At 64.5% G+C, this 24,166-nt stretch carries 25 protein-coding genes and 11 tRNA genes; 30 read left to right on the top strand and 6 right to left on the bottom strand.

Translation table 11 applies throughout. The annotated features are described in order from the left end of the window. Window positions 1-33: 33 nt before the first annotated feature. From hfq to glnA, 21 genes are all read left to right on the top strand, one after another. Entirely contained in the window at window positions 34-279 is a 246-nt protein-coding gene (hfq, locus tag BM357_RS08215; protein WP_074951477.1) for an RNA chaperone Hfq, read from the top strand. Between the two features lie 149 nt (window positions 280-428). Next, window positions 429-504 (top strand) — tRNA-Thr (locus BM357_RS08220). A 6-nt stretch (window positions 505-510) separates the two neighbouring features. After that, a tRNA-Tyr gene (locus BM357_RS08225) sits at window positions 511-595 on the top strand. Between the two features lie 42 nt (window positions 596-637). Next, a tRNA-Trp gene (locus BM357_RS08230) sits at window positions 638-713 on the top strand. A 2-nt stretch (window positions 714-715) separates the two neighbouring features. Continuing rightward, window positions 716-791: transfer RNA gene (locus BM357_RS08235), tRNA-His, on the top strand. 8 nt (window positions 792-799) lie between these two features. Beyond that, window positions 800-874, top strand: a tRNA-Gln gene (locus BM357_RS08240). 9 nt (window positions 875-883) lie between these two features. Beyond that, a tRNA-Pro gene (locus BM357_RS08245) sits at window positions 884-960 on the top strand. A 67-nt stretch (window positions 961-1,027) separates the two neighbouring features. Continuing rightward, window positions 1,028-1,102 (top strand) — tRNA-Ala (locus BM357_RS08250). A gap of 45 nt (window positions 1,103-1,147) precedes the next feature. Beyond that, window positions 1,148-1,222 (top strand) — tRNA-Asn (locus BM357_RS08255). A gap of 1 nt (window position 1,223) precedes the next feature. Further along, a tRNA-Thr gene (locus BM357_RS08260) sits at window positions 1,224-1,299 on the top strand. Window positions 1,300-1,388: 89 nt separating this feature from the next. Next, window positions 1,389-1,464: transfer RNA gene (locus tag BM357_RS08265), tRNA-Val, on the top strand. A gap of 3 nt (window positions 1,465-1,467) precedes the next feature. Beyond that, a tRNA-Ser gene (locus tag BM357_RS08270) sits at window positions 1,468-1,561 on the top strand. Between the two features lie 206 nt (window positions 1,562-1,767). Then, entirely contained in the window at window positions 1,768-3,288 is a 1,521-nt protein-coding gene (locus tag BM357_RS08275; RefSeq protein ID WP_074951480.1) for a spore germination protein, read from the top strand. A gap of 246 nt (window positions 3,289-3,534) precedes the next feature. Then, window positions 3,535-4,467, top strand: coding sequence for an AAA family ATPase (locus tag BM357_RS08280; protein ID WP_245783899.1), 933 nt, complete (start codon window positions 3,535-3,537; stop codon window positions 4,465-4,467). Next, window positions 4,464-5,087 carry a GTPase gene (locus BM357_RS08285; protein ID WP_074951483.1) on the top strand — a complete coding sequence of 208 codons (624 nt, stop codon included), beginning with the start codon at window positions 4,464-4,466 and terminating at the stop codon, window positions 5,085-5,087. Before BM357_RS08280 ends, BM357_RS08285 begins: the two co-directional genes overlap by 4 nt. After that, window positions 5,068-5,700 carry a hypothetical protein gene (locus BM357_RS08290; RefSeq protein WP_245783900.1) on the top strand — a complete coding sequence of 211 codons (633 nt, stop codon included), beginning with the start codon at window positions 5,068-5,070 and terminating at the stop codon, window positions 5,698-5,700. The genes BM357_RS08285 and BM357_RS08290 overlap by 20 nt, the downstream gene beginning before the upstream one ends. Beyond that, a complete protein-coding gene (locus BM357_RS08295) occupies window positions 5,682-5,897 on the top strand; it encodes a hypothetical protein (RefSeq protein WP_074951486.1) in 216 nt (71 codons plus the stop codon). The genes BM357_RS08290 and BM357_RS08295 overlap by 19 nt, the downstream gene beginning before the upstream one ends. Beyond that, window positions 5,894-7,198: a GTPase HflX gene (hflX, locus tag BM357_RS08300; RefSeq protein WP_074951489.1), complete on the top strand. Its 1,305-nt coding sequence runs from the start codon at window positions 5,894-5,896 to the stop codon at window positions 7,196-7,198. Before BM357_RS08295 ends, hflX begins: the two co-directional genes overlap by 4 nt. Beyond that, complete coding sequence (locus BM357_RS08305) at window positions 7,195-8,508, top strand: methionine gamma-lyase family protein (protein ID WP_074951492.1); 1,314 nt, start codon at window positions 7,195-7,197, stop codon at window positions 8,506-8,508. Before hflX ends, BM357_RS08305 begins: the two co-directional genes overlap by 4 nt. Before the next feature lie 70 nt (window positions 8,509-8,578). After that, on the top strand, window positions 8,579-8,965 hold the full coding sequence (locus tag BM357_RS08310; protein WP_074951495.1) for a MerR family transcriptional regulator: 387 nt from the start codon (window positions 8,579-8,581) through the stop codon (window positions 8,963-8,965). A 102-nt stretch (window positions 8,966-9,067) separates the two neighbouring features. Continuing rightward, on the top strand, window positions 9,068-10,405 hold the full coding sequence (gene glnA / locus BM357_RS08315) for a type I glutamate--ammonia ligase (RefSeq protein ID WP_074951498.1): 1,338 nt from the start codon (window positions 9,068-9,070) through the stop codon (window positions 10,403-10,405). Window positions 10,406-10,461: 56 nt separating this feature from the next. On the opposite strand, the gene lexA is transcribed toward glnA, so the two are convergent. After that, the gene (gene lexA, locus BM357_RS08320; RefSeq protein ID WP_074951501.1) at window positions 10,462-11,097 is read right to left on the bottom strand and encodes a transcriptional repressor LexA; all 636 of its coding nucleotides are present in this window, start codon (window positions 11,095-11,097) and stop codon (window positions 10,462-10,464) included. A 186-nt stretch (window positions 11,098-11,283) separates the two neighbouring features. Here lexA and BM357_RS08325 point away from each other — a divergent pair, with 186 nt between their 5' ends. Next, a complete protein-coding gene (locus tag BM357_RS08325) occupies window positions 11,284-11,601 on the top strand; it encodes a LysM peptidoglycan-binding domain-containing protein (RefSeq protein WP_175511484.1) in 318 nt (105 codons plus the stop codon). An 84-nt stretch (window positions 11,602-11,685) separates the two neighbouring features. Here the strand turns inward: BM357_RS08325 and BM357_RS08330 are convergent, their stop codons facing one another. Beyond that, window positions 11,686-12,468, bottom strand: a complete 783-nt coding sequence (locus BM357_RS08330) for a Cof-type HAD-IIB family hydrolase (RefSeq protein ID WP_074951508.1) — start codon at window positions 12,466-12,468, stop codon at window positions 11,686-11,688. Window positions 12,469-12,587: 119 nt separating this feature from the next. Here BM357_RS08330 and BM357_RS08335 point away from each other — a divergent pair, with 119 nt between their 5' ends. The 3 genes from BM357_RS08335 to BM357_RS08345 all read left to right on the top strand — a co-directional run bounded on the left by BM357_RS08335 (window position 12,588) and on the right by BM357_RS08345 (window position 15,323). After that, the gene (locus BM357_RS08335; RefSeq protein WP_074951511.1) at window positions 12,588-13,967 is read left to right on the top strand and encodes a glycine--tRNA ligase; all 1,380 of its coding nucleotides are present in this window, start codon (window positions 12,588-12,590) and stop codon (window positions 13,965-13,967) included. A gap of 55 nt (window positions 13,968-14,022) precedes the next feature. Continuing rightward, window positions 14,023-14,211, top strand: a complete 189-nt coding sequence (locus tag BM357_RS08340; RefSeq protein WP_074951515.1) for a hypothetical protein — start codon at window positions 14,023-14,025, stop codon at window positions 14,209-14,211. Window positions 14,212-14,288: 77 nt separating this feature from the next. Then, window positions 14,289-15,323 carry an aminoglycoside phosphotransferase family protein gene (locus BM357_RS08345; RefSeq protein ID WP_074951518.1) on the top strand — a complete coding sequence of 345 codons (1,035 nt, stop codon included), beginning with the start codon at window positions 14,289-14,291 and terminating at the stop codon, window positions 15,321-15,323. A 27-nt stretch (window positions 15,324-15,350) separates the two neighbouring features. Here BM357_RS08345 and BM357_RS08350 read toward each other — a convergent pair whose 3' ends face one another. Then, complete coding sequence (locus tag BM357_RS08350; RefSeq protein ID WP_074951521.1) at window positions 15,351-15,884, bottom strand: DUF7130 family rubredoxin-like protein; 534 nt, start codon at window positions 15,882-15,884, stop codon at window positions 15,351-15,353. Then, a complete protein-coding gene (locus tag BM357_RS08355) occupies window positions 15,881-17,926 on the bottom strand; it encodes an aconitate hydratase (protein ID WP_074951524.1) in 2,046 nt (681 codons plus the stop codon). Before BM357_RS08355 ends, BM357_RS08350 begins: the two co-directional genes overlap by 4 nt. Window positions 17,927-18,109: 183 nt before the next feature. Between BM357_RS08355 and BM357_RS08360 the strand changes: the two genes are divergently transcribed. Next, complete coding sequence (locus tag BM357_RS08360) at window positions 18,110-18,901, top strand: SDR family oxidoreductase (RefSeq protein ID WP_074951527.1); 792 nt, start codon at window positions 18,110-18,112, stop codon at window positions 18,899-18,901. A gap of 84 nt (window positions 18,902-18,985) precedes the next feature. Here BM357_RS08360 and BM357_RS08365 read toward each other — a convergent pair whose 3' ends face one another. Further along, entirely contained in the window at window positions 18,986-20,143 is a 1,158-nt protein-coding gene (locus BM357_RS08365; protein WP_175511485.1) for a pyridoxal phosphate-dependent aminotransferase, read from the bottom strand. Window positions 20,144-20,380: 237 nt separating this feature from the next. Between BM357_RS08365 and BM357_RS08370 the strand changes: the two genes are divergently transcribed. Then, complete coding sequence (locus tag BM357_RS08370; RefSeq protein ID WP_074951532.1) at window positions 20,381-20,986, top strand: precorrin-2 dehydrogenase/sirohydrochlorin ferrochelatase family protein; 606 nt, start codon at window positions 20,381-20,383, stop codon at window positions 20,984-20,986. 8 nt (window positions 20,987-20,994) lie between these two features. Here BM357_RS08370 and BM357_RS08375 read toward each other — a convergent pair whose 3' ends face one another. Beyond that, window positions 20,995-21,345 (bottom strand): thiol-disulfide oxidoreductase DCC family protein, encoded by a 351-nt coding sequence (locus tag BM357_RS08375; RefSeq protein WP_139234626.1) that lies wholly within the window; start codon window positions 21,343-21,345, stop codon window positions 20,995-20,997. 110 nt (window positions 21,346-21,455) lie between these two features. Here BM357_RS08375 and BM357_RS08380 point away from each other — a divergent pair, with 110 nt between their 5' ends. From BM357_RS08380 to BM357_RS08390, 3 genes are all read left to right on the top strand, one after another. After that, the gene (locus BM357_RS08380; RefSeq protein ID WP_074951538.1) at window positions 21,456-21,878 is read left to right on the top strand and encodes a Fur family transcriptional regulator; all 423 of its coding nucleotides are present in this window, start codon (window positions 21,456-21,458) and stop codon (window positions 21,876-21,878) included. 194 nt (window positions 21,879-22,072) lie between these two features. Continuing rightward, a complete protein-coding gene (locus tag BM357_RS08385) occupies window positions 22,073-23,518 on the top strand; it encodes a catalase (protein ID WP_074951540.1) in 1,446 nt (481 codons plus the stop codon). A 214-nt stretch (window positions 23,519-23,732) separates the two neighbouring features. Next, window positions 23,733-24,158 carry a hypothetical protein gene (locus tag BM357_RS08390; protein ID WP_139234627.1) on the top strand — a complete coding sequence of 142 codons (426 nt, stop codon included), beginning with the start codon at window positions 23,733-23,735 and terminating at the stop codon, window positions 24,156-24,158. Window positions 24,159-24,166: the final 8 nt, after the last annotated feature.

Below are 24,166 nucleotides of genomic sequence, written 5' to 3' on the forward strand. Positions count from 1 at the left end.
GAGACGACTCTAGCAGAGTGGGGGAGCGGTCAAATGAGCAAGCAGGCCATCAACATCCAGGACACCTTCCTGAATCAGATCCGCAAAGAGAAGGTGCCTGTCATCGTATACTTGGTCAATGGTTTTCAAATTCGGGGGATTGTGCGCGCCTTTGACAACTTCACCATTGTGCTGGAGTCGGACGGCAAGCAGCAGATGATCTACAAGCACGCCATCTCGACCTTCACCCCGATGCGGGCGGTGACGCTGCATTTGAACGAGCAGGCGCCGGAATCCTGAAGGCGCCTGAGGCGTCCTCGAGACGTCTTCGAGGCTTCTTCGTGGCGTCTCATGGAGGGCATCTCAATGGAAGGTTTTTCAACGAATCTTGGCCGAAAAGGGCGTTGACAACTCGCGCGGGGCTGTGATACATTACGTCTTGTCGCGGCGCCAGCGTAGCTCAGCAGGTAGAGCAACTGACTTGTAATCAGTGGGTCGCAGGTTCGATTCCTGTCGCTGGCTCCAAGTTTCGGAGGGGTACCAAAGTGGCCAAATGGGGCGGACTGTAAATCCGTTGCGTAATGCTTCGTAGGTTCGAATCCTACCCCCTCCACCATAACGCCGCGACGATGGACGGGCGTCCGTCCTGTCCGGAAGTAGGGGCGTAGTTCAGCTGGTAGAACGGCGGTCTCCAAAACCGCATGTCGTGGGTTCGAATCCTGCCGCCCCTGCCATGGTGAGTATGGCGAAGTGGTTAACGCACCGGATTGTGGTTCCGGCATTCGTGGGTTCGATTCCCACTACTCACCCCACAACACATTGGGGAGTCGCCAAGCGGTAAGGCAACGGATTTTGGTTCCGTCACGCGAAGGTTCGAATCCTTCCTCCCCAGCCATCACGCCACCGGAGCATAGCGCAGCTTGGTAGCGCGCCTGCCTTGGGAGCAGGAGGTCGTGGGTTCAAATCCCGCTGCTCCGACCAAGTTTCGGTTCTCCGAAATTGGGGCGTGCATCTGCGCGCGACGTCCAGGCGAGGCTCCGGCGGACGCGGGGGTATAGCTCAGGGGGAGAGCACCTGCTTTGCACGCAGGGGGCCGTCGGTTCAAATCCGACTACCTCCACCAGCGCCGAGCATGCCGAGGCGTACGCGTGATGGATTGGCCAAATGTTCCTCGATAGCTCAGCGGTAGAGCATCCGGCTGTTAACCGGAGGGTCGCAGGTTCGAATCCTGCTCGGGGAGCCATGCTCCCATAGCTCAGTTGGCAGAGCGCATCCATGGTAAGGATGAGGTCACCAGTTCGAGCCTGGTTGGGAGCTCCAGAATCGCCCGGCTGAGAGGCCGGGCATCTCATACCGCTGATCGGCGGTAACGGGGGCAATCCGGTCCGCTCTGCAGGCGGGGCGGGCGAGGGCGGTTAGCTCAGTTGGGAGAGCACCTGCCTTACAAGCAGGGGGTCAGCGGTTCGAGCCCGTTACCGCCCACCACGTGGAGTGATGGCCGAGTAGGTCGAAGGCGCTCGCCTGCTAAGCGAGTATACGCCCAAAAGGCGTATCGACGGTTCGAATCCGTCTCACTCCGCCAAAGGAACGAGGAGAGTGGCTGTGTGAAGCAGCCGCTCTCCTCGTTTTTTGTGACTTACCGGCTCGGGGTACTCGCGGGATCGCACGGCGGAGAGCGTCCGCCGATCACATCCGCGACCATGAAGGAAGGGGACTCTGCACCCGGCGCATGGAACGCGACCGTCCAGGCAACAGTACCAACAGGTTGTCTCGGGAGGGGCGTTTTCGTTGGATCCGCATGCCACCACGGTGCAGGCCGCGGGCATCTCGACGCGCCTGCAAGACAATGTTGAGAAAGTGAACGACCATATCGGCGTCGGCACCAGTTGGGACATCATCGCCAAGCCGTTCGCGTTCGGCGGGATCCGGATGATGTCCTACGTGTCCAACGGTTACTTTCTCACCAACCATATGGTCCTCATCCTCCGCAATTTCCATCAGTGCACGCAGGCGTTCGTCGAGGCGCATCGGGACCGTTCGTTCACCATGGGCGAACTGATGGAGCATCTGCTCCACGAGGTGGCGTTCGTCCAGGTGCAGGCCGTGAACCGGATGGACGAGGCCATTCATTTCATCCTGTCCGGCGCGCTGGTCACGTTCCTGGACGGGTTTGACCAGGCTCTCGTGATTGACACCCGCGTGTATCCGATGCGCAGCATCGGCACGCCCGATCTCGAGCGGACGGTCCGGGGCGCGCGAGACGCCTTCACCGAAACGATGCTGATCAACACGTCGCTCATCCGGCGCCGGCTGCGCGAACCGAAGTTGCGGGACGAGCTGGTGCAGATTGGGACAAACTCGAAGACAGACGTCTGCATGATGTATATCGAAGGCGTCACCGATCCCCAACTGGTGAAGGACATTCGGGAAAGGTTGCGGGCGGTCGAGGTGGACGCCCTCTTTATGGCCCAGCAGACCCTGGTGGAACATCTCGGCCGCGTCGGATGGAACCCGTATCCCCTGGTCCGGCTGACGGAGCGTCCGGACGTGGCGACCACGGCCCTGCTGGAGGGCCAGATGGTGATTGTGGTCGACACCAGCCCGAACGTGATCATCCTGCCGACGAGCCTGTTCCACCACCTACAGCATCCGCAGGAATATCAGACCTATCCGCTGGTCGGTACCTACATGCGGATGGTGATCCTCGTCGCGCTCATCCTGCACGTGTTCCTGCCGGGGGTCTTCCTGCTGCTGAACGCCCATCCCGACCTGATGCCCGCATGGCTCTCCTTCATGCGTGCCAGCCGGGGCGATCCGCTGCCCCTGTGGGCGCAGTTGGTCCTGGCCGAGTTCGGCCTCGACATGCTGCAGCTTGCGGTCGTCAACTCGCCGAAGGAGCTCGCGTCCGCCATTGGCGTGCTCGCGGCCCTGCTGTTCGGTCAATTTGCGGTCAAGATTCACCTGGTTCAGGAGGGGATCATGGTGTACGGGGGGCTGGTCGCCATCGCCCAGCTCGCCATGGCCTCCTATGAACTGGGCAGCGCCAACCAGATGGCTCGCTTCTGGACCATCGCCTGGACCGCCGCACTCGGCGGATGGGGGTTTGTCATTTCGGTCTCCAGTTGGTTCCTCCTCCTGCTCAGGACGGAGTCCTTCGGATTGCCGTACCTGTGGCCGCTCGTGCCCTTTCAATGGGACCACGGGTTCCGGCAGATCCTGTTCCGGCCGCCCATGCAGACGGTGGCCAACCGCAACGCCATCTCCAGTGTGCTGCGCCGGCGGCGTGCAAACCGCGGCGGGACGGCCTGACGGCGGCCCGGTGGATGCGGACCGCATCGTCAGCGCGATCCCGCTGGCAGCCTTGTCGTCGCTCTGGCCCCTTCCCTGAACGATTTCCCGCCTGTCTCTGGGCGATCACCCAGATCCCCCTGGCTGCATAGGTTATCGTGCGCACCGAAACACGCCCATCCCCGGTCCAGCCTGGGGCGGGTTCGTGAGGTGATCCGATTGCCTGTGGAACCGCGTCCTCCTTTTCCGAGGCGGCATGCCGATTCCGTGATCGATCAATACCGTCATGGCCAAATCGCCCTGCAGGAAGCGTTGAAGCACCTCTCCGGCGATCCCGGGGCCGAGCCGGTCCCCTCCGAGCCACGATGGACCAAGGAGCGGCTGGCGTCCATCCTCTCCGAGCTGGACACCCTCGTCGGGCTCGAGCCGGTGAAGGCGGTGGTCCGCGAGATCTTCGCCTACCTGTACATGCAGGAGCGGCGCCGCCAACACCATTTGCAGTGCGAGCCTGTGGTGCTGCACATGGTGTTCAAGGGCAACCCCGGCACCGGAAAGACCACCGTGGCCCGAATGCTGGCGCGGATGTTCCACGCCTGCGGGCTGCTCGAGGGCGGACACCTGGTCGAGGTGGAGCGGGCGGATCTGGTCGGCGAATACATCGGGCACACCGCGCAGAAGACCCGCGAGGTGGTCAAGAAGGCGCTCGGCGGGGTGCTGTTCATCGACGAAGCCTATTCGTTGGCCCGCGGTGGCGAGAAGGACTTCGGCCGCGAGGCCATCGACTGCCTGGTCAAGAGCATGGAGGACCACCGCAATGAATTCATCGCCATCATCGCCGGGTACGAGGCGGAGATGGATTGGTTCCTCGCCACCAATCCGGGGCTGCCGAGCCGCTTCCCGATCCACATCACGTTTCCCGACTACGACGTCTCGGCGCTCCTGGAGATCGCCCGGCGCACCGCGGCGCAGCGGCAGTACCGTCTGAGCCCCGAAGCCGAGGTGAAGCTGCGCAACCACCTGGAAGGGGTGCGCCGGGTCGCGCCGGCGGCTGAATTCAGCAACGCGCGCTTTGTCCGAAACGTCATCGAAAAGGCCATCCGTCGGCAGGCCCTGCGCCTGTTCGACGTCCCCCGGCTGAGCCGGGACCAGGCGATGACACTGCAGCCGGAGGATTTTCGGTGGGAGGGGATCATGCCGTGAAACGGAGCCTCGTCATCGGCAAGACGAACGTCGGCAAGACATTGTTTTGCATCCACTTCGCCCGCTACATGGGGGTGCGGGAGCTGCGTTGGCTGGTCGAGGAGGCAGACGGGCGCACAGACTGCCGCGTCATGTCGGTGGCGGAGGCGGAGGCGTCCCTCTCGGACGTTCATCCCCACCGGACGCGGTGTCTGCAGTCTGTCGCTGTCGAATTCCCGGCCGGAAAAACGGTTCGCCAACTGCTGTTGACGGATACCACGGGCCTGACGGAGGGGATTCACCCGGAACCGGCGCTGCGCGAGGCCATGGCCCAGACGCTGCAGGCGATGACGGACGCCAGCGTGATCCTGCACATGGTCGACGCGTGGGCCATCGGACATGCGCTCGGCGGGGCCGCGGGCCCCGGCCGCGTCTGGGACGCCCTCGAAGCGCAACTGGCGGACTTCGGCGTCCGGCACGGGGGATACGTGCTGCTGGCCAACAAGATGGACCTGCCAGGGGCGATGGACGGCTACCGTTTCCTGTGCAAACGGTACTCCCGCCAACGCGTCCTGCCCGTCTCCGCGCTGCACGGGACCGGGTTTCGGGAGGTGAAGCAGGTTGTCTGGCGGTTTGCTTGAGTGGGGGATCCCCTTTCTGACGATGCTGTTGGCCGGCGCCGCCATCAAGCTGATGGATGACCACCTGGACGCCGAGTACGACGTGTGCCGCGGAGAGCAGACCCTGGCCATCCGCTTCGGCCGCGCGGTCCTGCCGTACACCATGGTGGCCGGCCTGTTGGCTGCCGCCGCCGACCACCGGCTTGCGTGCGCGCTCTTCTTCGCGAGCTATGCGGTCGGGATGTTCAGCCGGCTGGGGGAGCGCCTCCCGACCGGTCTGCCCGCCTGGGCCGAAACCCTGCTCGCCGTCGCGCTGGCCGCCCTCGTGTCGGGCTGGCAATGGGCGCTGTGGGCGCTGGCGCTCATGGCCGCCATCGACTGGACGGACGATCTCGCCGACGCCGCCAAGGACGCCCTCACCGGCCAGCGCAACCTCGCCCTTCGCGTCGGGGTGGTGGAGACGACCCTCCTCGCCCTGTTGGCGCTGTGTGTCGCAGTCGTGCTGAACGCCAAGGGTACGGCGATGGCCTTTGTCGCCTTCGCGCTGCTCACGCTGGCGTCCGAGGCCACGACCGTGCGGTTGTGGGATCCGGAGGAAGGGAGGGAGGATCCGGGATGGCCTGGTCGTGGGTGATTCCGCTGTGCATCGCGATCGCGCTGGCCGCCTTCACGGCGGGAAGGCGGGCCGGCGCCCGGCAAGGGCGATCCCGCGCGCTCGCGGAGGCCCCCCTGCAGCTTCGTCGCCAAGCGTTGCTGGAGGGTGTGTGCCCGATTTGCGACGCCCCCCGCTCGCAGTGTTACAATGAGCAGACAGGACACACGGGGGGATGACGGTGCAGACGACGCGGGTGGTGCTCGGCGTGCGGCGGCCGCCCAGGGAACCGGAGCGGGCGTACGAGGCGCGGGTCGCGGAGCTGACGGGGTTGTGCGAAGCGGCAGGTGCCACCGTGTGCGCGGTCTGCGCGCAGACGCGCGAGCGCATCGACGCAGCACTGTATTTGGGCAGCGGCAAAATCGATGAGATCCGGGCGCAGGTGGCCGCTTGGGACGCGGAGTTGGTCATCTTCGACGGGGAGCTGAGCCCCGCGCAGGTCCGCAACCTGGAGAACCGGCTGGACTGCCGCGTGCTGGACCGCACGCAGCTCATCCTGGATATCTTCGCGCTGCGGGCGCGCACCCGGGAAGGGCGGCTGCAGGTCGAAATCGCGCAACTGCAGTACCTGTTGCCGCGGCTGACCGGCCGGGGCGTCGAAATGTCGCGGCTCGGCGGCGGCATCGGGACGCGCGGGCCTGGAGAGACCAAGCTCGAAACCGACCGGCGGCGCATTCGCGAGCGGATCGACAAACTGCGCGGCGCGTTGGCGGACGTCCGCCGGACACGACAGGTGCAGCGGGCGCGCCGCTCGGAAGCGGTGCCTTCCGTGGCACTGGTCGGGTATACGAATGCCGGGAAGACCACCCTGTTGGCTCGCTGGACGGCCGACCGTGGCACGGGGGATGTCCAGACCGGCCGGGAGCGTCTGTTCGACACGCTTGATCCGGTCGCCAGACGGGTCCGCAGCGGCGGTTCGGGCGAGTTTGTGCTGATGGACACGGTGGGGTTCGTCCAGGACCTGCCCCATCTTTTGGTCGACGCGTTTCGAGCGACCTTGGAGGAAGTGCTTGCGGCGGACCTCATCGTGCACGTGGTGGATGCGACGGGTCCGGTGGAAACCCGGTTGGAGACCACGTACCGGGTGCTCGGCGAGATCGGTGCGCTGGACAAGCCGGTGCTGACGTGGTTCAACAAGATGGACGCGGCCCGGTGGCAGCCGGCGCCGGATCCGCATGCGGCCGTGACCTTGTACGGTTCGGCTGCGTCCGGGGAGGGCGTGTCGGCGTTGTACGACGCGGTCGACCGCTTGCTCGCGCTCGATCCGGTGGAGGTGCACGTCGCGGGGCCGCTGCAGGCGCAGGAGATATGGCGCGAGATCGCCCGCGCCGGCGCGGTGACGGAGGTGCAGGAACTGGGACCAGGTGAAGCGGAGGCGGTGGTGCGCGTGCCGCGGCGCTGGGCGGACCGCCTGTGCAGGCGCATCCGGGCCGCGAGCGATTCGTTTCGGGTGACGGTGACAGGAGGGGTGCTGCGGTGAAGGGGAGTCCCCGGGATGAGGCGGTACGTCTGGTGGAGGCGTGCCGGCGTGAGGTCGCGGAGAGGCTGCAGGAAGTGGACGAGCTGGCTCTGGCCAACCAGCGCCGGGTCCTCGAAGCCCTGTGGGCGGAGCGGGTCACGGCATCCGATCTGCAGGGTTCCACGGGCTACGGGTATGGTGACGAGGGGCGCGACAAGCTGGAGCGCGTGTACGCGCGCGTGTTCGGCGCGGAGGCTGCCTTGGTGCGCCCGCAGGTGGTCTCGGGGACACACGCGCTGCGCTTGGGACTGTTCGGCGTCCTGCGCCCGGGCGACCACCTGGTGTTCGCCACGGGCGCGCCGTACGACACCCTGGAGGCGGTGGTGGGCCTGCGCCCGGCGCCGGGCAGCCTCGCCGAATGGGGCGTGTCGCACACGGTGGTGCCCCTGGCGGACGGGGGCAGCGTGGATTTGGATGGCGTGCGCGCGGCCCTGACACCGCGGACGCGGGCGGTATTCTTCCAGCGATCCCGCGGGTACAGCGACCGCCGCGCCCTCTCCGTGGCGGAGCTGGAGGTTTCTTTCCGCGCGCTGCGGGCGGAGCGTGCCGACCTGGTCCTGATGGTCGACAACTGTTACGGCGAGTTTGTGGAGGACCGGGAGCCGACCCACGCGGGAGCGGACCTGGTGATGGGGTCGTTGATCAAGAATCCTGGCGCGGGCATCGCGCCGACGGGCGGCTATGTAGCCGGGCGCGCGGAATGGGTGGCGCGCGCGGCGGACCAACTCACAGCGCCCGGGCTCGGCGCGGAGGCGGGGCCGAGCCTCGGGGTACTGCGCCTCCTCTATCAGGGCCTGTTCCTGGCGCCGCACACGGTGGCCCAGGCGCTGAAAGGTTCCATCCTCGCCGCGCGGGTGTTGGAGTGCCTCGGGCTGGAGGTGTCACCGCGGTGGCAGGAACCGCGCGCCGACCTGATCCTCGCCGCGCGGTTCGGAGACCCGGACCGGCTGTTGGCATTCTGCCAGGCGGTGCAAGGGGCGGCGCCGGTCGACGCGTCTGCGCGCCTGGAGGCGGCGCCGATGGCGGGCTACGAAGACCAGGTCGTGATGGCGGCGGGGACGTTCATTCAGGGGGGATCCCTGGAATTGTCGGCCGACGCCCCGATGCGCCCGCCTTACATCGGGTACCTGCAAGGGGGTCTGACGTTTGAGCACGTGGTCATCGCCCTCGAAGAGATCGCCAGGGCATATCTCGAGGGCGCGTCCGCTGCGGCGCGGACGGCGGGGACGACGCCCGAGCCGAAGCCTGCGAATGCGCCGGGGAAGCGTTAACATTCCTGACTTGTAGGCGGCAAGGAGTGGATGTTAAGATACGCGTAAGGAACACTCGGAGGGATGCCCCGTGGACCTGAACACGCGCAAGGAGATGCCGGTGTTTTCCATCAGCGTGGTTCAGAAACTCACCGGTCTGTCGGCCCGGCAGATTCGTTACTACGAGCAGCATGGGCTGGTGAAGCCGGCGCGATCGCAGGGAAATCAACGCCTGTTCTCCTTCTTGGACGTGGAGCGGCTCCTGCAGGTGCGCGAGCTGCTCGACTCCGGGATGAACATGGCCGGCGTGCGGGCGTACTTCGAAAAGAACAAGCACCAACTGCCTGGCAGGCAGGCGGAGCCGTCGGACAAGGAACTGTTCCGCTGGTTGGAGTCCCAGGTGCTTGAGCCCTCGTCGCGGGGGGCGGAATCGGAATTCCAAGGCGATTTGTCACGGCTTCTGCGGCGAAGGCCGTGACGGGAATTACGTCGGCACCGGACGGCGGGCCCTCCAGGTGGAGGGGCGCCCGCCGGGGGTCCGGCTGTGTCCGCACCGCATCAGGGCGAAGGAGGAAACCACATGCGCACGGCGTACACGCGGGATCAGATTTTGCAGATTGCGAAAGACGAAAACGTTCGCTACATACGCCTTCAGTTTACGGACCTGTTCGGGGTTGTCAAGAATGTGGAAATCCCGGTAGATCAGTTGTCGAAGGCGCTCGACAACAAGATCATGTTCGATGGGTCGTCCATCGAAGGGTTCGTCCGGATTGAAGAGTCGGATATGTATCTCATTCCCGACCTGTCGACGTGGCTCATCTTCCCATGGGACTCCGGGCAAGGACGGGTGGCGCGGCTCATCTGTGACATCCATCTCCCGGACGGGCAACCGTTCCCGGGCGATCCGCGAGGCGTCCTCAAGCGGGTGCTCGGCGAGGCCAAAGCCATGGGATTCGACTCGTTCAACGTGGGTTCCGAGCCGGAGTTCTTCCTCTTTAAGATGGACGAGAATGGCCGGCCCACCCAGGAGGTCAACGATGAAGGCGGCTACTTCGACTGGGCGCCGCTTGACCTCGGTGAGAATTGCCGGCGGGAGATCGTCTTGACGCTCGAAGCCATGGGATTTGAAATCGAAGCGTCGCACCACGAGGTGGCGCCGGGTCAGCACGAGATCGACTTCAAGTACGCCGACGCCGTGGAAGCGGCGGACAACATCGCCACCTTCCGGCTGGTGGTGAAGACCGTCGCACGGCAGTACGGGTTGCATGCGACCTTCATGCCGAAGCCGGTGTACGGCATCAACGGGTCGGGGATGCATTGCCACCTGTCTCTGTTCCGGAACGGCCAGAACGCTTTCTACGACGAACGGGATGAACTCGGCCTGAGCACCACGTGCCGGCATTTTCTCGCCGGCATCTTGGCGCACGCGCGCGGCTTTACGGCCATCTGCAATCCGCTGGTCAACTCGTACAAGCGGCTGGTGCCGGGCTACGAGGCGCCGAGTTACGTCGCGTGGTCTGCGAAGAACCGGTCCCCGCTGGTCCGCATCCCGGCGGCGCGCGGGGCGAGCACCCGGATTGAGGTCCGCAGCCCGGACCCGTCGGGGAACCCCTATCTCACCATCGCGGTGATGTTGGCCGCCGGCCTGGACGGCATCCGCAATCAGCTCTCGCTGCCGCCAGCCGTCAACCGGAACATCTACGTGATGACGGAACGGGAGAAGCAGGAGGCCGGCATCTGGAGCCTGCCCGAAAATCTCGGACAAGCGCTGGAGGAGTTGAGCCGGGATGAGGTGTTGGTGCAGGCTCTCGGCGAACATGTGTTCACCCATTTTGTCGAGGCCAAGCGGATTGAATGGAACCTGTACCGCACCCAGGTCAGCGAGTGGGAACGCGAGCAATACCTGAGCACATATTGAAACAAAAGCGGCCTCCGGGGACGACCGGAGGCCGCTTGGCTTGACGGATCCGAAGGTCACCGGATGGCCCGAAAGACGCCGATGACCTTCCCAAGGATTTTGACGCTCGGGTACCGGAGCGGTTCCATGGCCGAATTCTCCGGTTGCAGACGGATGTGGTCCCGTTCGCGGAAGAACCGCTTGACGGTCGCCTCGTCTTCCTCGGTCATCGCGACCACGATGTCACCGTTGTTCGCCCAATCTTGCCGCCGGACAATCACATAATCCCCGTCGCAGATCCCCGCCTCTATCATGCTGTCCCCTTGCACGGTGAGCACGAAGACGTCTGCGTCGCGCGCCAAGTCCTTGGGCAAGGGAAAGTAGTCTTCGATATTCTCCACCGCCGTGATGGGCAGGCCCGCCGTGACGCGCCCGACCACCGGGGCGAAGACCACGCCGGCATTGCCGTCTGCAGGCGGGCGGCGGTCCGCGTCGTCCGAGGCATCCAGGAGTTCGATGGCGCGCGGTTTTGTCGGATCGCGCCGCAGCAAACCTTTCGCCTGCAACCGCTCCAGATGGCCGTGCACCGTGGAACTGGACGCCAGTCCGACGGCCTCGCCGATCTCGCGCACAGACGGGGGGTATCCTCTGTCGCGCACGGTTTTTCGGATAAAATCGAGAATCGCCTGCTGACGGCGCGTGAGCTTGGTCACAAGACGCCCTCCGTTCGCTGGGTTTGGCCAAAGTATACCATGCGGACAGCACACGTGCAAACATTTGTTCGCATTCCCACTTGACAGGAACATATGTTCGATCTATTTTTGGATCAGAACGTGTGTTCGGGGGTGATTCCGGTGATGCAGTCGATGAACGGAACGGCGCCGAGGGGAGCGCGTTTCGTGAATGGCCGCGTCCTCCGCACGCCACCGCACGGCCGCAAGCGTGGACGGGGATGGGCTGTGGTCATCTTGGCCGTCTTGGGCATGGCCGCTTGGTGGGCGATTCGGGGCGCAGTGGCAGAGGCTCAGTCGGGTCCCGTATGGTACACCGTCCAACCGGGCGACACGCTCTGGCAGGTTGCGCGAAAGACGTTGCCCGATGTCGCACCGGATCAGGCGGTTTTGGAGATCTTGCGCGCAAATGGACTGGAGCGGGCCGTCGTTCAACCGGGTCAAACCCTGCTGTTGCCGCAGGGAGCGCGATTGCCGCGGGAATGAGAATTTTCGTGATCATCCGCTGTGATTCGCCGCGTTCCTGCGGCGTATGACAGGATTCGACGACACGGTTCTGCACGAACGGCCTCAGAGCAGTCCGACTCGGCGTAAGGCGTAGTATACGCCGTCTTCATGGATGGCCGTTGTGACCATGTGCGCTTGCTCCTGCACTTCGCGCGGCGCGTTGCCCATGGCGACGCCCAGTCCGAGGCCGCGGAACATCCCGATATCGTTCCCGCCGTCCCCAATGTGCATGGCGTGCTCCGGGGGAATTCCCCAAGCCGCGAGGAGCGCTTTCGCGCCGAGGATTTTGTCACATCCGCGCTTCTGCAGGTCAAGTCCTTCCTCGTGCCAGCGGTATAACAGGCACTCCGGAAAGTCGTTTTGAAGTTTCTGGTCCCAATGAGAAGTGGCGAACACGTTCACCTGATAAACGACCGGGGAAACCTTGTCGAAATAAGACCGATCCACCTGCTGAAGAGGCGGGAAGTTGTACGCCTGCATCATCGGCGTATGCCGTTCGGGGATGGGCTCGAGGGTCAGTGCGGCATCCGGGGTGTGCCAGACGACCGGCAATCGGTATTCCGTTTGCCAGGATGCCAGCCGCTGGACCACGTCGGGCGCTAGGGGGCTGGAACGGACCGTCTGGTCGGCATCGACGGCCAAACCCCCATTGAAATACACGGCACTCGCGATGCCCAGCCGCCGTTGCACGGGTTTCGTGTGCAGGATGGAGCGACCGGTGCAAAGCGCCACTTTGAACCCCCGTTCCTGCAGCCCGCGTACGGCTCGTTCCGCACTGCCCACCAACACGCCGTCGTGCACCAACGTCCCGTCAATATCCAGGAACACGGCTCGGATCCGTGTCATCTCATTCGCTCCCGTTCTCCGCACTCCGGGCCTTCGTACGGCCATTCGTGTGGATTCGTTGCGCCGCGCCGGCACATCCAGTATTATAGCCTTTAAGTTGTATAAACGGAGGACACGACATGGCCGTCACGATGGAACAACTGGTCGCGCTGGCGAAACATCGCGGATTCATCTTTCCTGGTTCAGACATCTACGGAGGACTGGCGAACACGTGGGACTACGGCCCGCTCGGAGCGGAGTTGAAGAATAACATCAAACGCGCCTGGTGGCAGAAGTTCATTCACGAGTCGCCGTTCAACGTGGGCCTGGACACCGCCATCCTCATGAATCGCCAGGTGTGGGTCGCGTCCGGGCACGTCGGGAACTTTAACGACCCCATGGTGGACTGCCGGTCTTGCAAAGCGCGGCACCGCGCCGACAAGTTGATTGAGGAGGCGCTGGCCGCGCGTGGCGAGGAGCGGGTCGTGGACGGGATGCCGTTCCCGGAGATGGACCGGCTCATCGCGGAGTTGAACATTGCGTGCCCGGACTGCGGGGCGCATGACTTCACGCCCGTGCGGCAGTTCAACATGATGTTCCGCACGTTCCAGGGGGTCACGGAGGACGCATCGAACGAAATTTTCCTGCGGCCGGAGACGGCACAGGGCATCTTCGTGAACTTCAAGCACGTGATGCGCACCATGCGCAAGAAGCTGCCGTTCGGCATCGGCCAGGTGGGCAAGAGCTTCCGCAACGAGATCACGCCGGGGAACTTCACGTTCCGCACGCGGGAGTTCGAGCAGATGGAACTGGAATTCTTCTGCGAGCCGGGCGAGGATGTTCGCTGGTTTGAGTACTGGCGGCAATTCTGTTACGACTGGGTGCGGTCCATTGGGTTGCGGGAAGAAAACCTTCGCCTGCGCGACCACGCCAAGGAACAGCTGTCTCATTACAGCAAAGCCACGACCGATGTGGAATACAAGTTTCCGTTTGGATGGGGCGAACTGCTCGGTGTCGCCAACCGGACCGACTATGACCTCAGTCAACACCAGCAGTATTCTCACGAGGACTTTCAGGTCACTGTGGAAGGGAAGGAGCCCTTCATTCCCTATTGTATCGAACCGTCCATCGGCGTGGATCGGCTTCTGCTCGCGGTCTTCGCGGACGCCTACGAGGAGCAGGCGCTGGAGGACGGGGACATCCGAACGGTTCTGCACTTCCACCCGGCGTTGGCGCCGTACAAGGCTGCGGTGTTCCCTCTGTCGAAGAAGTTGGCCGACGGGGCGCAGGCGGTCTGGAAAGATCTGATCAGCGAATTCCACGTGGACTACGACGACTCCGGTTCCATCGGGAAACGGTATCGCCGCCACGACGAGATCGGCACACCGTATTGCATCACGTACGACTTCCAGTCCGAGGAGGATCGTGCGGTCACCATCCGCGACCGGGACAGCATGGATCAGGTGCGTGTGCCCATCGCCGACTTGAAAGATTGGCTGCGTGAACACGTTCGTCTGTGACAGCCGAATATCTCCCCGCCGGGATGGGGAACAACAAGCCCGGGGGTGGCGAATCATGTCAAATCAGCACACGGAGAACCACAATGCCGAGCTGACGTTCTACGGGTCCTTGCAGAAGAACGGCGTGTACGAGTCGCTGGTGGACAAGCGCAATCTGGTGGCGGACAGCACCGGCCTGGCGCCCATCCCTTGGAAGCCGATTCACCGCGCCAACGTCCCGCATTTGGCAAGGCACTCGCGGTAACGAGGTTTTGACAGTGTCACACCCCAGTCGGCGGAGGGTCTCCACCCTCCGCTTTTTGTCGTCAGAGGGGGGGCGTCATGCATCCGTGGTGTGCAGGTTCTTGTCACCTGTGTCTCATGGAATCGTTCCGCCAGGATGTGGCGGTGACCGACACGGCCATGGCGGAAGGCTGGCTTCGGACGTGCCTGTATGAGGTGCCGGGCGTCCGCGTGGAACGATGGCGCAAACCGGGCACCGCGGGGTGGATTGTCAAATGGGTGAAGGGAACGGGGCGCGTCTCGCGCGAGCTCGCGGTGCACCGCGCGATGGCAGATACGGGTCTTCTTCGGTCAACCCTTGTGGCGTGGCGTGACGAGGAAGACGGCGTGCTGGTGTACGCCGACGACGGTCTGATGCCGGTGCGATGGAATCGCCGGACGGCCCTCGCCGTGATTCGGGAGATGGTGCGCATTCACCACATGCGTCCAGAGGCGGTGGTCACCGCACTCGCCTCCCAGGGGTGTGAGCCCCGTTCCCACACCCCCCACTGGCCCAGGCTGGTGGAAGAGGTGCTGTCAGGAGATCCGGCGGCAATTATCCGGCGTTGGGCAAAGCGGCTCGGGATGGACTCGTCCCTCCGAACCGAATTGCGACTCTTTGCAGTTTTGGAGCGAGATCCAGCGTATCCCCTGCGCTTCGCACGCGAGGTCCTTTGCCACGGCGACCTGCATCCCGGCAACGTGTTGTGGGACCGAGCGGGGCGGAGGCCCGCCGTCATCGATTGGGAATGGGTTCACGTCAATTACGAGTACTTCGATCTCTTTCAGTGGCTCGACGCCACCAGCCCTGCTGCACCGCGAACGGTGCCGTGCCATCGTCTGTGGGCGCTGCGTGCCTACGCATCGGCCCGGCAAGGGCCTGCCGCCGGCGCGCCATTGCGGCGCTGGATGCGCGGATACTTGGCCTTTGCGTTCGCCCATCTGGTGTGGATCCTGCAGCGGATCGACGAGGACTGGGCGCAAGGACGCTTTCCGGAGCAGGCGCTGTGGCGGCAGGCCCAGGAGACGGTCGCGGGCCTGCGTCAGGTGTCGTGGCAGTGGTCCCGGTTCGGACCGGGGAGCGGGCAGGGCTGAGGGTGGCCGGCCCGCAGTGCGAGCCGGTCAATCTTCCGTGTGGAGGCAGAACTGGCCTGCGTCCGCGCCGCAACTGGGACAGACCGCCGGGAGGCCGTCGTTGCGCTTTGCCAGCTCGCCACACTGCAGGCACCGCCAGATCAGGTGCATGTTGGACGTGCGGACCTCCAGCGGGGAGCGCGGGTGGCCGCTTTGTACCTTGGCTTCGTCGACCGCCCAGTGCACGGACGGAATGACCCCGTGGTAGCGGCCGTCTCTGCCGACCACCACGATGGTGCGGTGCGGCACGGCGCTCATCGCGTCGTGCTGAAAGTGTTCAATGGCTGTCTCCGGATCGCACAGCAGGGCGTCCGAGCAGCACAGGGACGACACCTTGCGGCCGGTATCAGCGGCCTGGTCCGCCAGGGCCGATTTGGGAACGGTGCCCAGGTACCGCCCCGAACCGTCCACAACCGGCAGCACGTCCAGCTCCGACCGGGCAGCGTCCGCCAGGGCGTCCGCAACGGTCATCTCCGGGTGCAGGACGACCGGGGCCTGCATCATGACTTCTTTCGCGATCATACCCGAACCTCCTCCACCTTCGGTCGCCCAGGGCGAAACTGGCCATTGGTCGCGATCATCGTCGCGGTACTCAGATGCACGGCGGCGTCCTCGGTGCCTTTGCCGCCACCATGATTTATCTTCACGTGGTTCAGCAGGCCGCCGGACAGCAGGATGTCCCGCTGCCGTGGCGACACCTCGCACACGGTGCCCAAGCGCTGGCCCGACGATGTCGACACCTCAATGCGGGATCCGCGCTGGAGTTGGCCCGGGACGTCCTCGATGACAAGCTCGTCGTCCTGCGAGATGCGGTTATAATCGGCTTCCTCGGTGAACATCAACGGCAGGATGCCGAAGTTGATGAGATTCGCCCGGTGGATGCGCGCAAACGACTTGGCGATGACCGCCTTGACCCCGAGGTACATCGGAGCGAGCGCCGCATGCTCCCGGCTTGAGCCTTGCCCGTAGTTGCTGCCCGCGACGATGATCCCCCCGCCGTACTGCTTCGCGCGTTCGGGAAACTTCGGATCGACCCGGACGAACACGTACTCGCTGATGGCGGGGATGTTGGAGCGCAGGGGCAAGATTTTCGATCCCGCCGGCATGATGTGGTCGGTGGTGATATTGTCACCCACCTTGAGCAGGACGCGTCCCCGGATCACCGATTCGAGCGGCCCTCGCGTGGGCAGCGGCTTGATGTTGGGTCCGCGCACCACCTCCACCTGCTCCGGATGGTCCGAGGGAGGCAGGATCATCCCTTCATCGTTCGTGTCGTACACATCCGGTTCCCGCTGGGTGACGTAGGCGCCCTCGTAATCCCGCGGGTCGGTGAGCACCCCGCGCAGGGCGGACACCGCTGCGGTCTCCGGGCTGCACAGATACACTTTGGCGTCCGGCGTGCCGGATCGGCCTTCGAAGTTGCGGTTGAAGCTGCGCAGGCTGATGCCGCCCGACTTCGGCGCCTGCCCCATGCCGATGCATGGGCCGCAAGCGGCCTCGAGGACACGGGCACCCGCCGCGATGAGGTCGGCGAGGATGCCGTTGCGCGCGATGGTCGCAAACACCTGGCGGGACCCCGGGGTGAGGGTCATCGACACCCGGCTCGCCACGCGCCGGCCTTTGAGCACGTGGGCGGCGATGGCCAGGTCGTGAAACGACGAGTTGGTGCAGGATCCAATGCACACCTGGTCCAACGGCAATCCCTCGATGTCGCGCACGCGGACCACATTGTCCGGGCTGTGGGGTTGCGCCACCAGAGGTTCCAGCGCCGAGAGGTCAATCTCGATGTGTTCGTCGTACTCCGCATCCGGATCAGGCCCCAGTTCGCGCCACTCCGTCTCCCGGTTCTGCTTGCGGAAGTATGCCCGGGTGATCTCGTCGCTGGGGAAGATGGACGTCGTGGCACCAAGCTCTGCGCCCATGTTGCAGATGGTCGCGCGCTCGGGGACGGTCAGGTCGCGGACTCCCTCGCCGTAGTACTCGAAGATTTTGCCGACCCCGCCCTTGACAGTAAGCCGACGCAACATCTCGAGGATGACGTCCTTGGCGGCCACCCACGGTTGCCGCCGCCCCTTCAGGTGTACCCCGACGATTTTGGGCATCGGAAGGCCGAAGGGGCCTCCTGCCATGGCGACCGCCACGTCCAATCCCCCGGCGCCGATGGCCAGCATGCCGGCCCCGCCGCAGGTGGGCGTGTGCGAGTCGGAGCCGAGCAGCACGAGCCCGGGTTCCGAGAACCGTTCCAGGTGCACCTGGTGGCAGATCCCGTTGCCCGGCCGGGAGAAGTAGACGCCGTGCTTGGCGGCGAAGGTCTGGAGAAACACGTGATCGTCCATGTTCTCGTAGCCCGTCTGCAGCATGTTGTGGTCGACGTAGCTGACGGAGCGGCGGGTGCGCACGCGCGGGACGCCCATCGCCTCAAACTGCAGATAGGCCATGGTGCCGGTGGCGTCTTGCGTCAGGGTGTGATCCACCCGAATCAGGATCTCCCGGCCCGGCCGCAGCGAGTCGGGGGCGGAGACGAGGTGCTCGCGCAGGATTTTCATGGCCAGACTGTCTCTCATCGGCCACCCTCCTTCGGTGGAATCACAGGTATGTTTTGCCCGTCCTGGTTGGCTTATGCATGCCCCAGGAAGGAGTGGGAATGGGACCTTCCGCACGTCGCGGCGGTTGAATCCGTATGCGGGCTGGGGGTATAGTGAAGGGGAGAAGTAGAGTTGGAAACTTTCAGAGTGGGGGAAGTTTGGATGGACTTTGGAGTGAAAGGAAAGTCCGTGCTCGTCCTCGCGTCGAGCAAGGGGTTGGGTTATGCGACTGCGAAGGCGTTTGCGGCCGAGGGTGCGCGTGTGATGCTGACCAGCCGCAGCGAAGAGGCCCTGCGCAAGGCGCAGGAGGAGATTCGAAGCGCCACAGGCAACCCGGACGTTGCTTACTGCGTCGCCGACGTTGCCCAAGCGGAGGATATCGAACGGCTGTTCGCCGAAACGGAGTCGACCTTCGGCGGGGTGGATGTGCTCATCAACAACGCGGGTGGCCCGCCGCCGGGCAACTTCGACACCATCCGTGAAGACCAGTGGATTCTGGCGCACGAGCTGACCTTGATGAGCGTGGTGCGTGCCACGAGGCGTGCGCTGCCGCACATGCGGCGGAACCAGTGGGGGCGCATCGTCAATTTCACGTCATCGTCCATCCGCCAACCGATTGAGAACCTGATCTTGTCGAACACCTACCGCGCCGGCATCCTCGGACTGTCCAAGAGCTTGGCCATCGAGTTGGCGCCGGACAACATTCTGGTCAACGTGGTCGGACCCGGCCGCATCGCCACGGACCGTGTGGCGCAGCTCGACGCCAACCGGGCGCGGCAGCTCGGCGTCAGCATCGAGGAGGTCGAACGCCAGAGCAAGGCCCAGATCCCGCTCGGCCGCTATGGCACCCCGGACGAGTTCGCCGCCCTGGCATTGTTCCTCGGCTCCGCGGCCAACGGGTACATCACCGGGCAGGCCATCCTGGTTGACGGCGGGATGGTCAGGAGCCTGTGACCGCATCGCGCCGACTCCAATCCACGACGGCCGCATCTCGGGGCATCCCCCGGGTGCGGCCGTCATGACCGTTTGCCGGTGTCCTCACGCCGGCTGCCGGCACCGTGCGAGGAAGGCACAGATGCGCTCCATCCCCTGGCGCAGCAGCTCGTCGCTGTTGGCGAGCGAGACACGCACCAGTCCGCGCCCGTCGCGGCCGAACGCTTCGCCGGGGGCGACGGCGACTTTCGTCTCGGCCAAGATCGCCTTGGCCGCCGCGTACGAGTCGAGGCTGTAGCCGGACACGTCCACCATGATGTAAAAGGCCCCTTGTGGCGTGTAGCGGTAGAGCCCCTGCGCACGCAGGATGTCCAGCGCCAAATCGCGCCGCCGCCGATACGCTTCGCGCATTTCCTCCACGCACGCCTGCGGCCCCGTCAACGCGGCGACGCCCGCACGCTGCGTGAGGCTGTTGGTGCTGGAGATGAGTGGCTCCTGAAGCTTGATGATCACGCTGGCCAGATCACGCGGTGCGACTGTGTATCCCAGGCGCCACCCGGTCATCGCGTACGCCTTGGAGAACCCGGAGATGGTGACCGTGCGTTCAGGAGCGAACCGGCCCGGGCTGATGTGCGGGCGATCGAACACGATGGCCTCGTAGATCTCGTCGGAGATCAGCCACAGGTCGTGCCGCCTGCAGAAGGCCGTCAACGCCATCACCGTCTCCTCGTCGAACACGGCGCCGGTCGGATTGCCGGGGGTGTTGACGAGTAGCGCCTTGGTGCGCGGGGTGACCAGACGTTCCAGCTCTTCCAGATCAGGCAAGAAGCCGTTTTCGGCGCGCAGACTGTAATGGACGGGCACACCGCCGAAGAGTCTGACGTTCATTTCCCCGTTTGGCCAGGAGAGGCCGGGGACCAACACTTCGTCGCCCGGGTCGACCAGAGCCAGCATCACGCTCGCGATGCCCGTGACGGCACCGGGATGGACGCAGACCTGCTCGGGCGAGACCTCCATCCCGTTGTAGCGTTTCATCTTGGCGGCGATGGCCTCGCGCAGCTCGGGGATGCCCGCATTCGGGGTGTACTTGTGGAATCCGCTGCGGGCCGCGTCCACGGCTGCCTCGACGATGTGGGCCGGGGTCGGAAAGTTCGGTTCACCCACCTCGAGGTGGATGCAGTCGGGCACCTGCCAGGCGAGGTCCATGATCACGCGCACACCTTGCGGGGGAAGCGCGGATGGAACGGTTGCGAATGGTTTCATCTCCACGATCTCCTGTTCATCATTTTTCATAGGATTGCCGGGATTTGCGCTCGAAGCAATTCCGTACGATTCGCAGTATAGCAGGTTTGAGCCAAACGGGATACGGTGATCCAACAGGTCCGCGGCGGATGGCGGGCGGCTCTGGGACAGTGCATCCTTGGCGCTGGACCTGCACGCCGTTGTACAACGGGCGGCACCGTGTCTCAAGAAAGTTGATACACAAGGGAGGGAGCCCAGTTGCCAGGGTTCATGGTGTCCTTGGATCTTCGCGGGAAGCTGTGCGTGGTGGTCGGCGGGGGACGGGTGGCTGCGAGGAAAATTGAAAAACTGGTGGCGGCGGGCGCGAAGGTCCGCGTCATCAGCCCGGCTTTGGAGCCCAGGATCCGCGCTCGGGTCGCAAGCGGTGACGTGGTCTGGGTCGCTCGGCGGTACGAGCGTGGCGACCTGGCGGGCGCCCAGCTGGTGATTGCGGCCACCGATCACCCGGACGTCAATCGACAAGTGTCAGCCGAAGCGGAAACGATGGCCTGTTTCGTCAACGTGGCGGATCGGGCGGAGGCTTGCACCTGCATGTTTCCGGCCACCGTCCGGGTGGGGGACGTCACGGTGGCGGTCTCGACCGACGGGCGACACCCGGGGTTCGCGCGGCGCCTGCGGGAGGCGCTGGAACTCGACCTGTCGGACGGCGGACGGCGATTTCTAGCCCTGTTGGAACAAGGGCATCTTCCCATCCGTCGCTCGCCTGCGGCAGGGGGCGTGCAGGTCCCCGATTCCTGGGATTCTCGGGGACGAGAGGACGCCGATGCACCCAGCGGGGAGTCAGAAAACGCGCCGGGGCATTAACTCGGGCCTCACTTCGGATGGCGCATTCGTCGTGCAGCCACGGCCCGGTAGACAGAGCGCGCGGCCGCACGCATCCCGGGGATGCCGTACAGGATGCCCAACCACCGGTAGCCGGACAGTTGGCTCATGACCCACACGACGGCGTCGGCACCTCGACGGACCTCGCCGGTGTCGGACACTACGTGCATCTCCTCGAGCACGGCCCTCGGATCCAATCGGCAGGCACCCACGAAGCCGCTGTCCTGTGCAGGACGGAAGTGGAGTTGTCCGGATTTGTCCCGCGCTCGCAACCAAGCCGCCGCCCGCACGCAGAGCGGGCACTGGGCGTCGTAAAGAACGGTGAATCGCCGCGCTGCCATCACGAACCCCCCATCTCCAGGATGGCACACACTCGAGACGGTGGCAACGGCAGTTGTCAAGGTCGTCGACACGCCGTACAATAGGAGGGATGTGAGGAGGGGGGTGCGCCATGGACGCGAAAAAACCTTTGACAAAGCAGCGGCAATTGGTGTACCACACCGTCCTCCACGGCGATGATCACCCGACCGCGGCGGACATCCTGGAGCGCCTGCACGCTGCGGGACACCGCATCTCGTATGCGACCGTCTACAATTCCTTGCGGTATCTCACGGAGCACGGGTTTCTGCGGGAGCTGAAGGTCGGCGAGACCGTCAGCCGGTACGATGCGAGGGTCGAGCCGCATCACCACATCGTCTGCCGGGTATGCGGCCGCGTGGATGAGGTGTTTGCCCCCATCCCCGACGCGTATCTCCACCAGGTGGTCGAGGACACGCGGTACCGGATCGAGGACGTGGATCTGGTCATCCACGGGCTGTGTCCGGACTGCGCTTCACGGACCAGCAGGGACTCGGCGGAATCCGCCGGGCATTGAATGTCCCCATCCCTTTTTGAACCGGTTGCCGCCGGTTTTTTTCATGCCCTTCATCCTCCGTCCCCATCCCCGTTCTACAGCGCGCGCCAGCCACATACATGTCGGATGGAGCGGTGTTTTTCCTCTTGCGATCCCCGATAGCTGTGCTATATTTGATTTTAGACTTAGTCTAAATTTGATTTGGAGGTGCCTGGATGAGCGAACCGACCAAACTGACCACGGCGTCGGGCGCACCCGTAGCCGACAACCAAAATTCCCAGACCGCGGGCCAACGCGGTCCTGTCCTGATTCAGGACTATCACTTGCTCGAGAAGTTGGCCAACTTCAACCGGGAGCGCATTCCGGAACGCGTGGTGCATGCCAAAGGCGCGGGGGCGCATGGGTACTTTGAGGTGACGCATCCGGTCAGCCAGTGGACGAAGGCGAAGTTCCTGAGCGAAGTCGGCAAGCGCACGCCGGTGTTCATCCGCTTCTCCACGGTGGCAGGGGAAAAGGGATCGGCTGACACCGAGCGCGATCCGCGCGGCAACGCCATCAAGTTTTATACGGAAGAGGGCAACTATGACCTCGTGGGCAACAACACGCCTGTGTTCTTCATCCGCGATCCCCTGAAGTTCCCGGATTTCATCCACTCGCAGAAGCGCCACCCGGCGACAGGCCTGCGGGATCCGAACATGGCCTGGGACTTCTGGTCGCATTCTCCGGAGGCCCTGCACCAGATCACCATCCTGTTCAGCAACCGCGGGACCCCGAAGTCATACCGCCACATGCACCTGTACGGCAGCCACACGTTCATGTGGTACAACGACAAGGGAGAAGCGGTCTGGGTGAAGTACCATTTCAAGACCGACCAGGGGATTCAGAATTTCCGCCGCGAAGAGGCGGTGCGCGTGGCTGGGGAAGACCCGGATTACGCCACCCGCGACCTGTACGAGGCGATTGAACGGGGCGACTACCCGTCATGGACGCTCTATGTCCAGATCATGCCGCTGCAGGACGCGGAGACTTACCGGTTCGATCCGTTCGATGTCACGAAAGTCTGGTCCCACAAGGACTACCCGCTGATCCCGGTGGGCAAGCTGGTGCTCAACCGGAATCCGGAAAACTACTTCGCCGAAGTAGAGCAAGCGGCCTTCTCGCCGGCCAATCTGGTGCCCGGTATCGCGCCCTCGCCGGACAAGATGCTCCAGGGCCGGCTGTTCGCCTACGCGGACGCACACCGTTACCGGCTGGGCGTCAACCATCACCTGTTGCCGATCAATCGCCCGATTGCCCCGGTCAATAACTATCAGCGCGACGGGTTCATGCGGTTCGACGGAAACGGAGGCGGCCAGGTGAACTACGAACCGAACAGCTACAACGGGCCGGTTCAGGTGCCCGATGCGGCGGCTCCGCCGTTGGCCGTGTCCGGATACGCCACCAGCCACCCGTATCGTGAGGACGACCACTACACGCAGCCGGGAGACCTCTACCGCCTGCTCGATCCGCAGGAGAAGGCGGACCTCATCGACAACATCGTCGCCTCGTTGAAACACGCGCGCCAGGACATTCAACTGCGCATGATTGAACACTTCCGCAAGGCGGACGAAGGGTACGGCGCTCGGGTTGCGGAAGCACTGGGACTGGTTTCGGTTCGCTGAGGGAGATCCCTCTGGCGATACAAACAGGCCATGGCTCACCGAAAGCCGGCCCTTTTGGGCCGGCTTTCGGCTTGCGTCCTTGTGTGGATGGGTTCATCCGCGCCTGCCATCGGAAGCACCGGCCGTCTCGGTGTTGGAGGGTGACGGCTGCCCTGTAACGACGTCGTCAGACGGTCGTCTATAGTATGGAACGTGAGAGAGGAGGGCATGGTCCGTGAGAGGATGGATGGCCCGCGCCATCGTGACGGGATCCGTCGCGGCAGGGTTGCTCATGGCGGTCCTCGGGACCACGGCGGTGATCCAAGGACCATCTGACACGCGGGGAGGCGAGACGGCCGCAGCGGGGCCCGGACGAGCCACGCCCGCCAAACCTCAGACGCCGCCTAACGTCCGTCCCCCGGTGACGCCTGGCAGCCCTCTCGACCGGCCGCGCGTCGATCCCGGGATCGCTTCGCCGTACCGCAGCGGATCGAAAGACAACGGAATTGTGTCTCCATGGGAACCGGGGAATGTGGACCGGGGCATCACACCGACGTATCCGCCACCGGGGACTCCTCACGCCCCGTTGCCGCGTTCAAACCCTCCCATCACCCCGCCGGCCACGGGGCCCAACATGCCGAAGGTGCCCGGCTCTGGATGAGTTCCGGG

This window comes from Paenalicyclobacillus macrosporangiidus (assembly GCF_900116805.1).
GTDB lineage: Bacteria > Bacillota > Bacilli > Alicyclobacillales > Alicyclobacillaceae > Alicyclobacillus_H > Alicyclobacillus_H macrosporangiidus.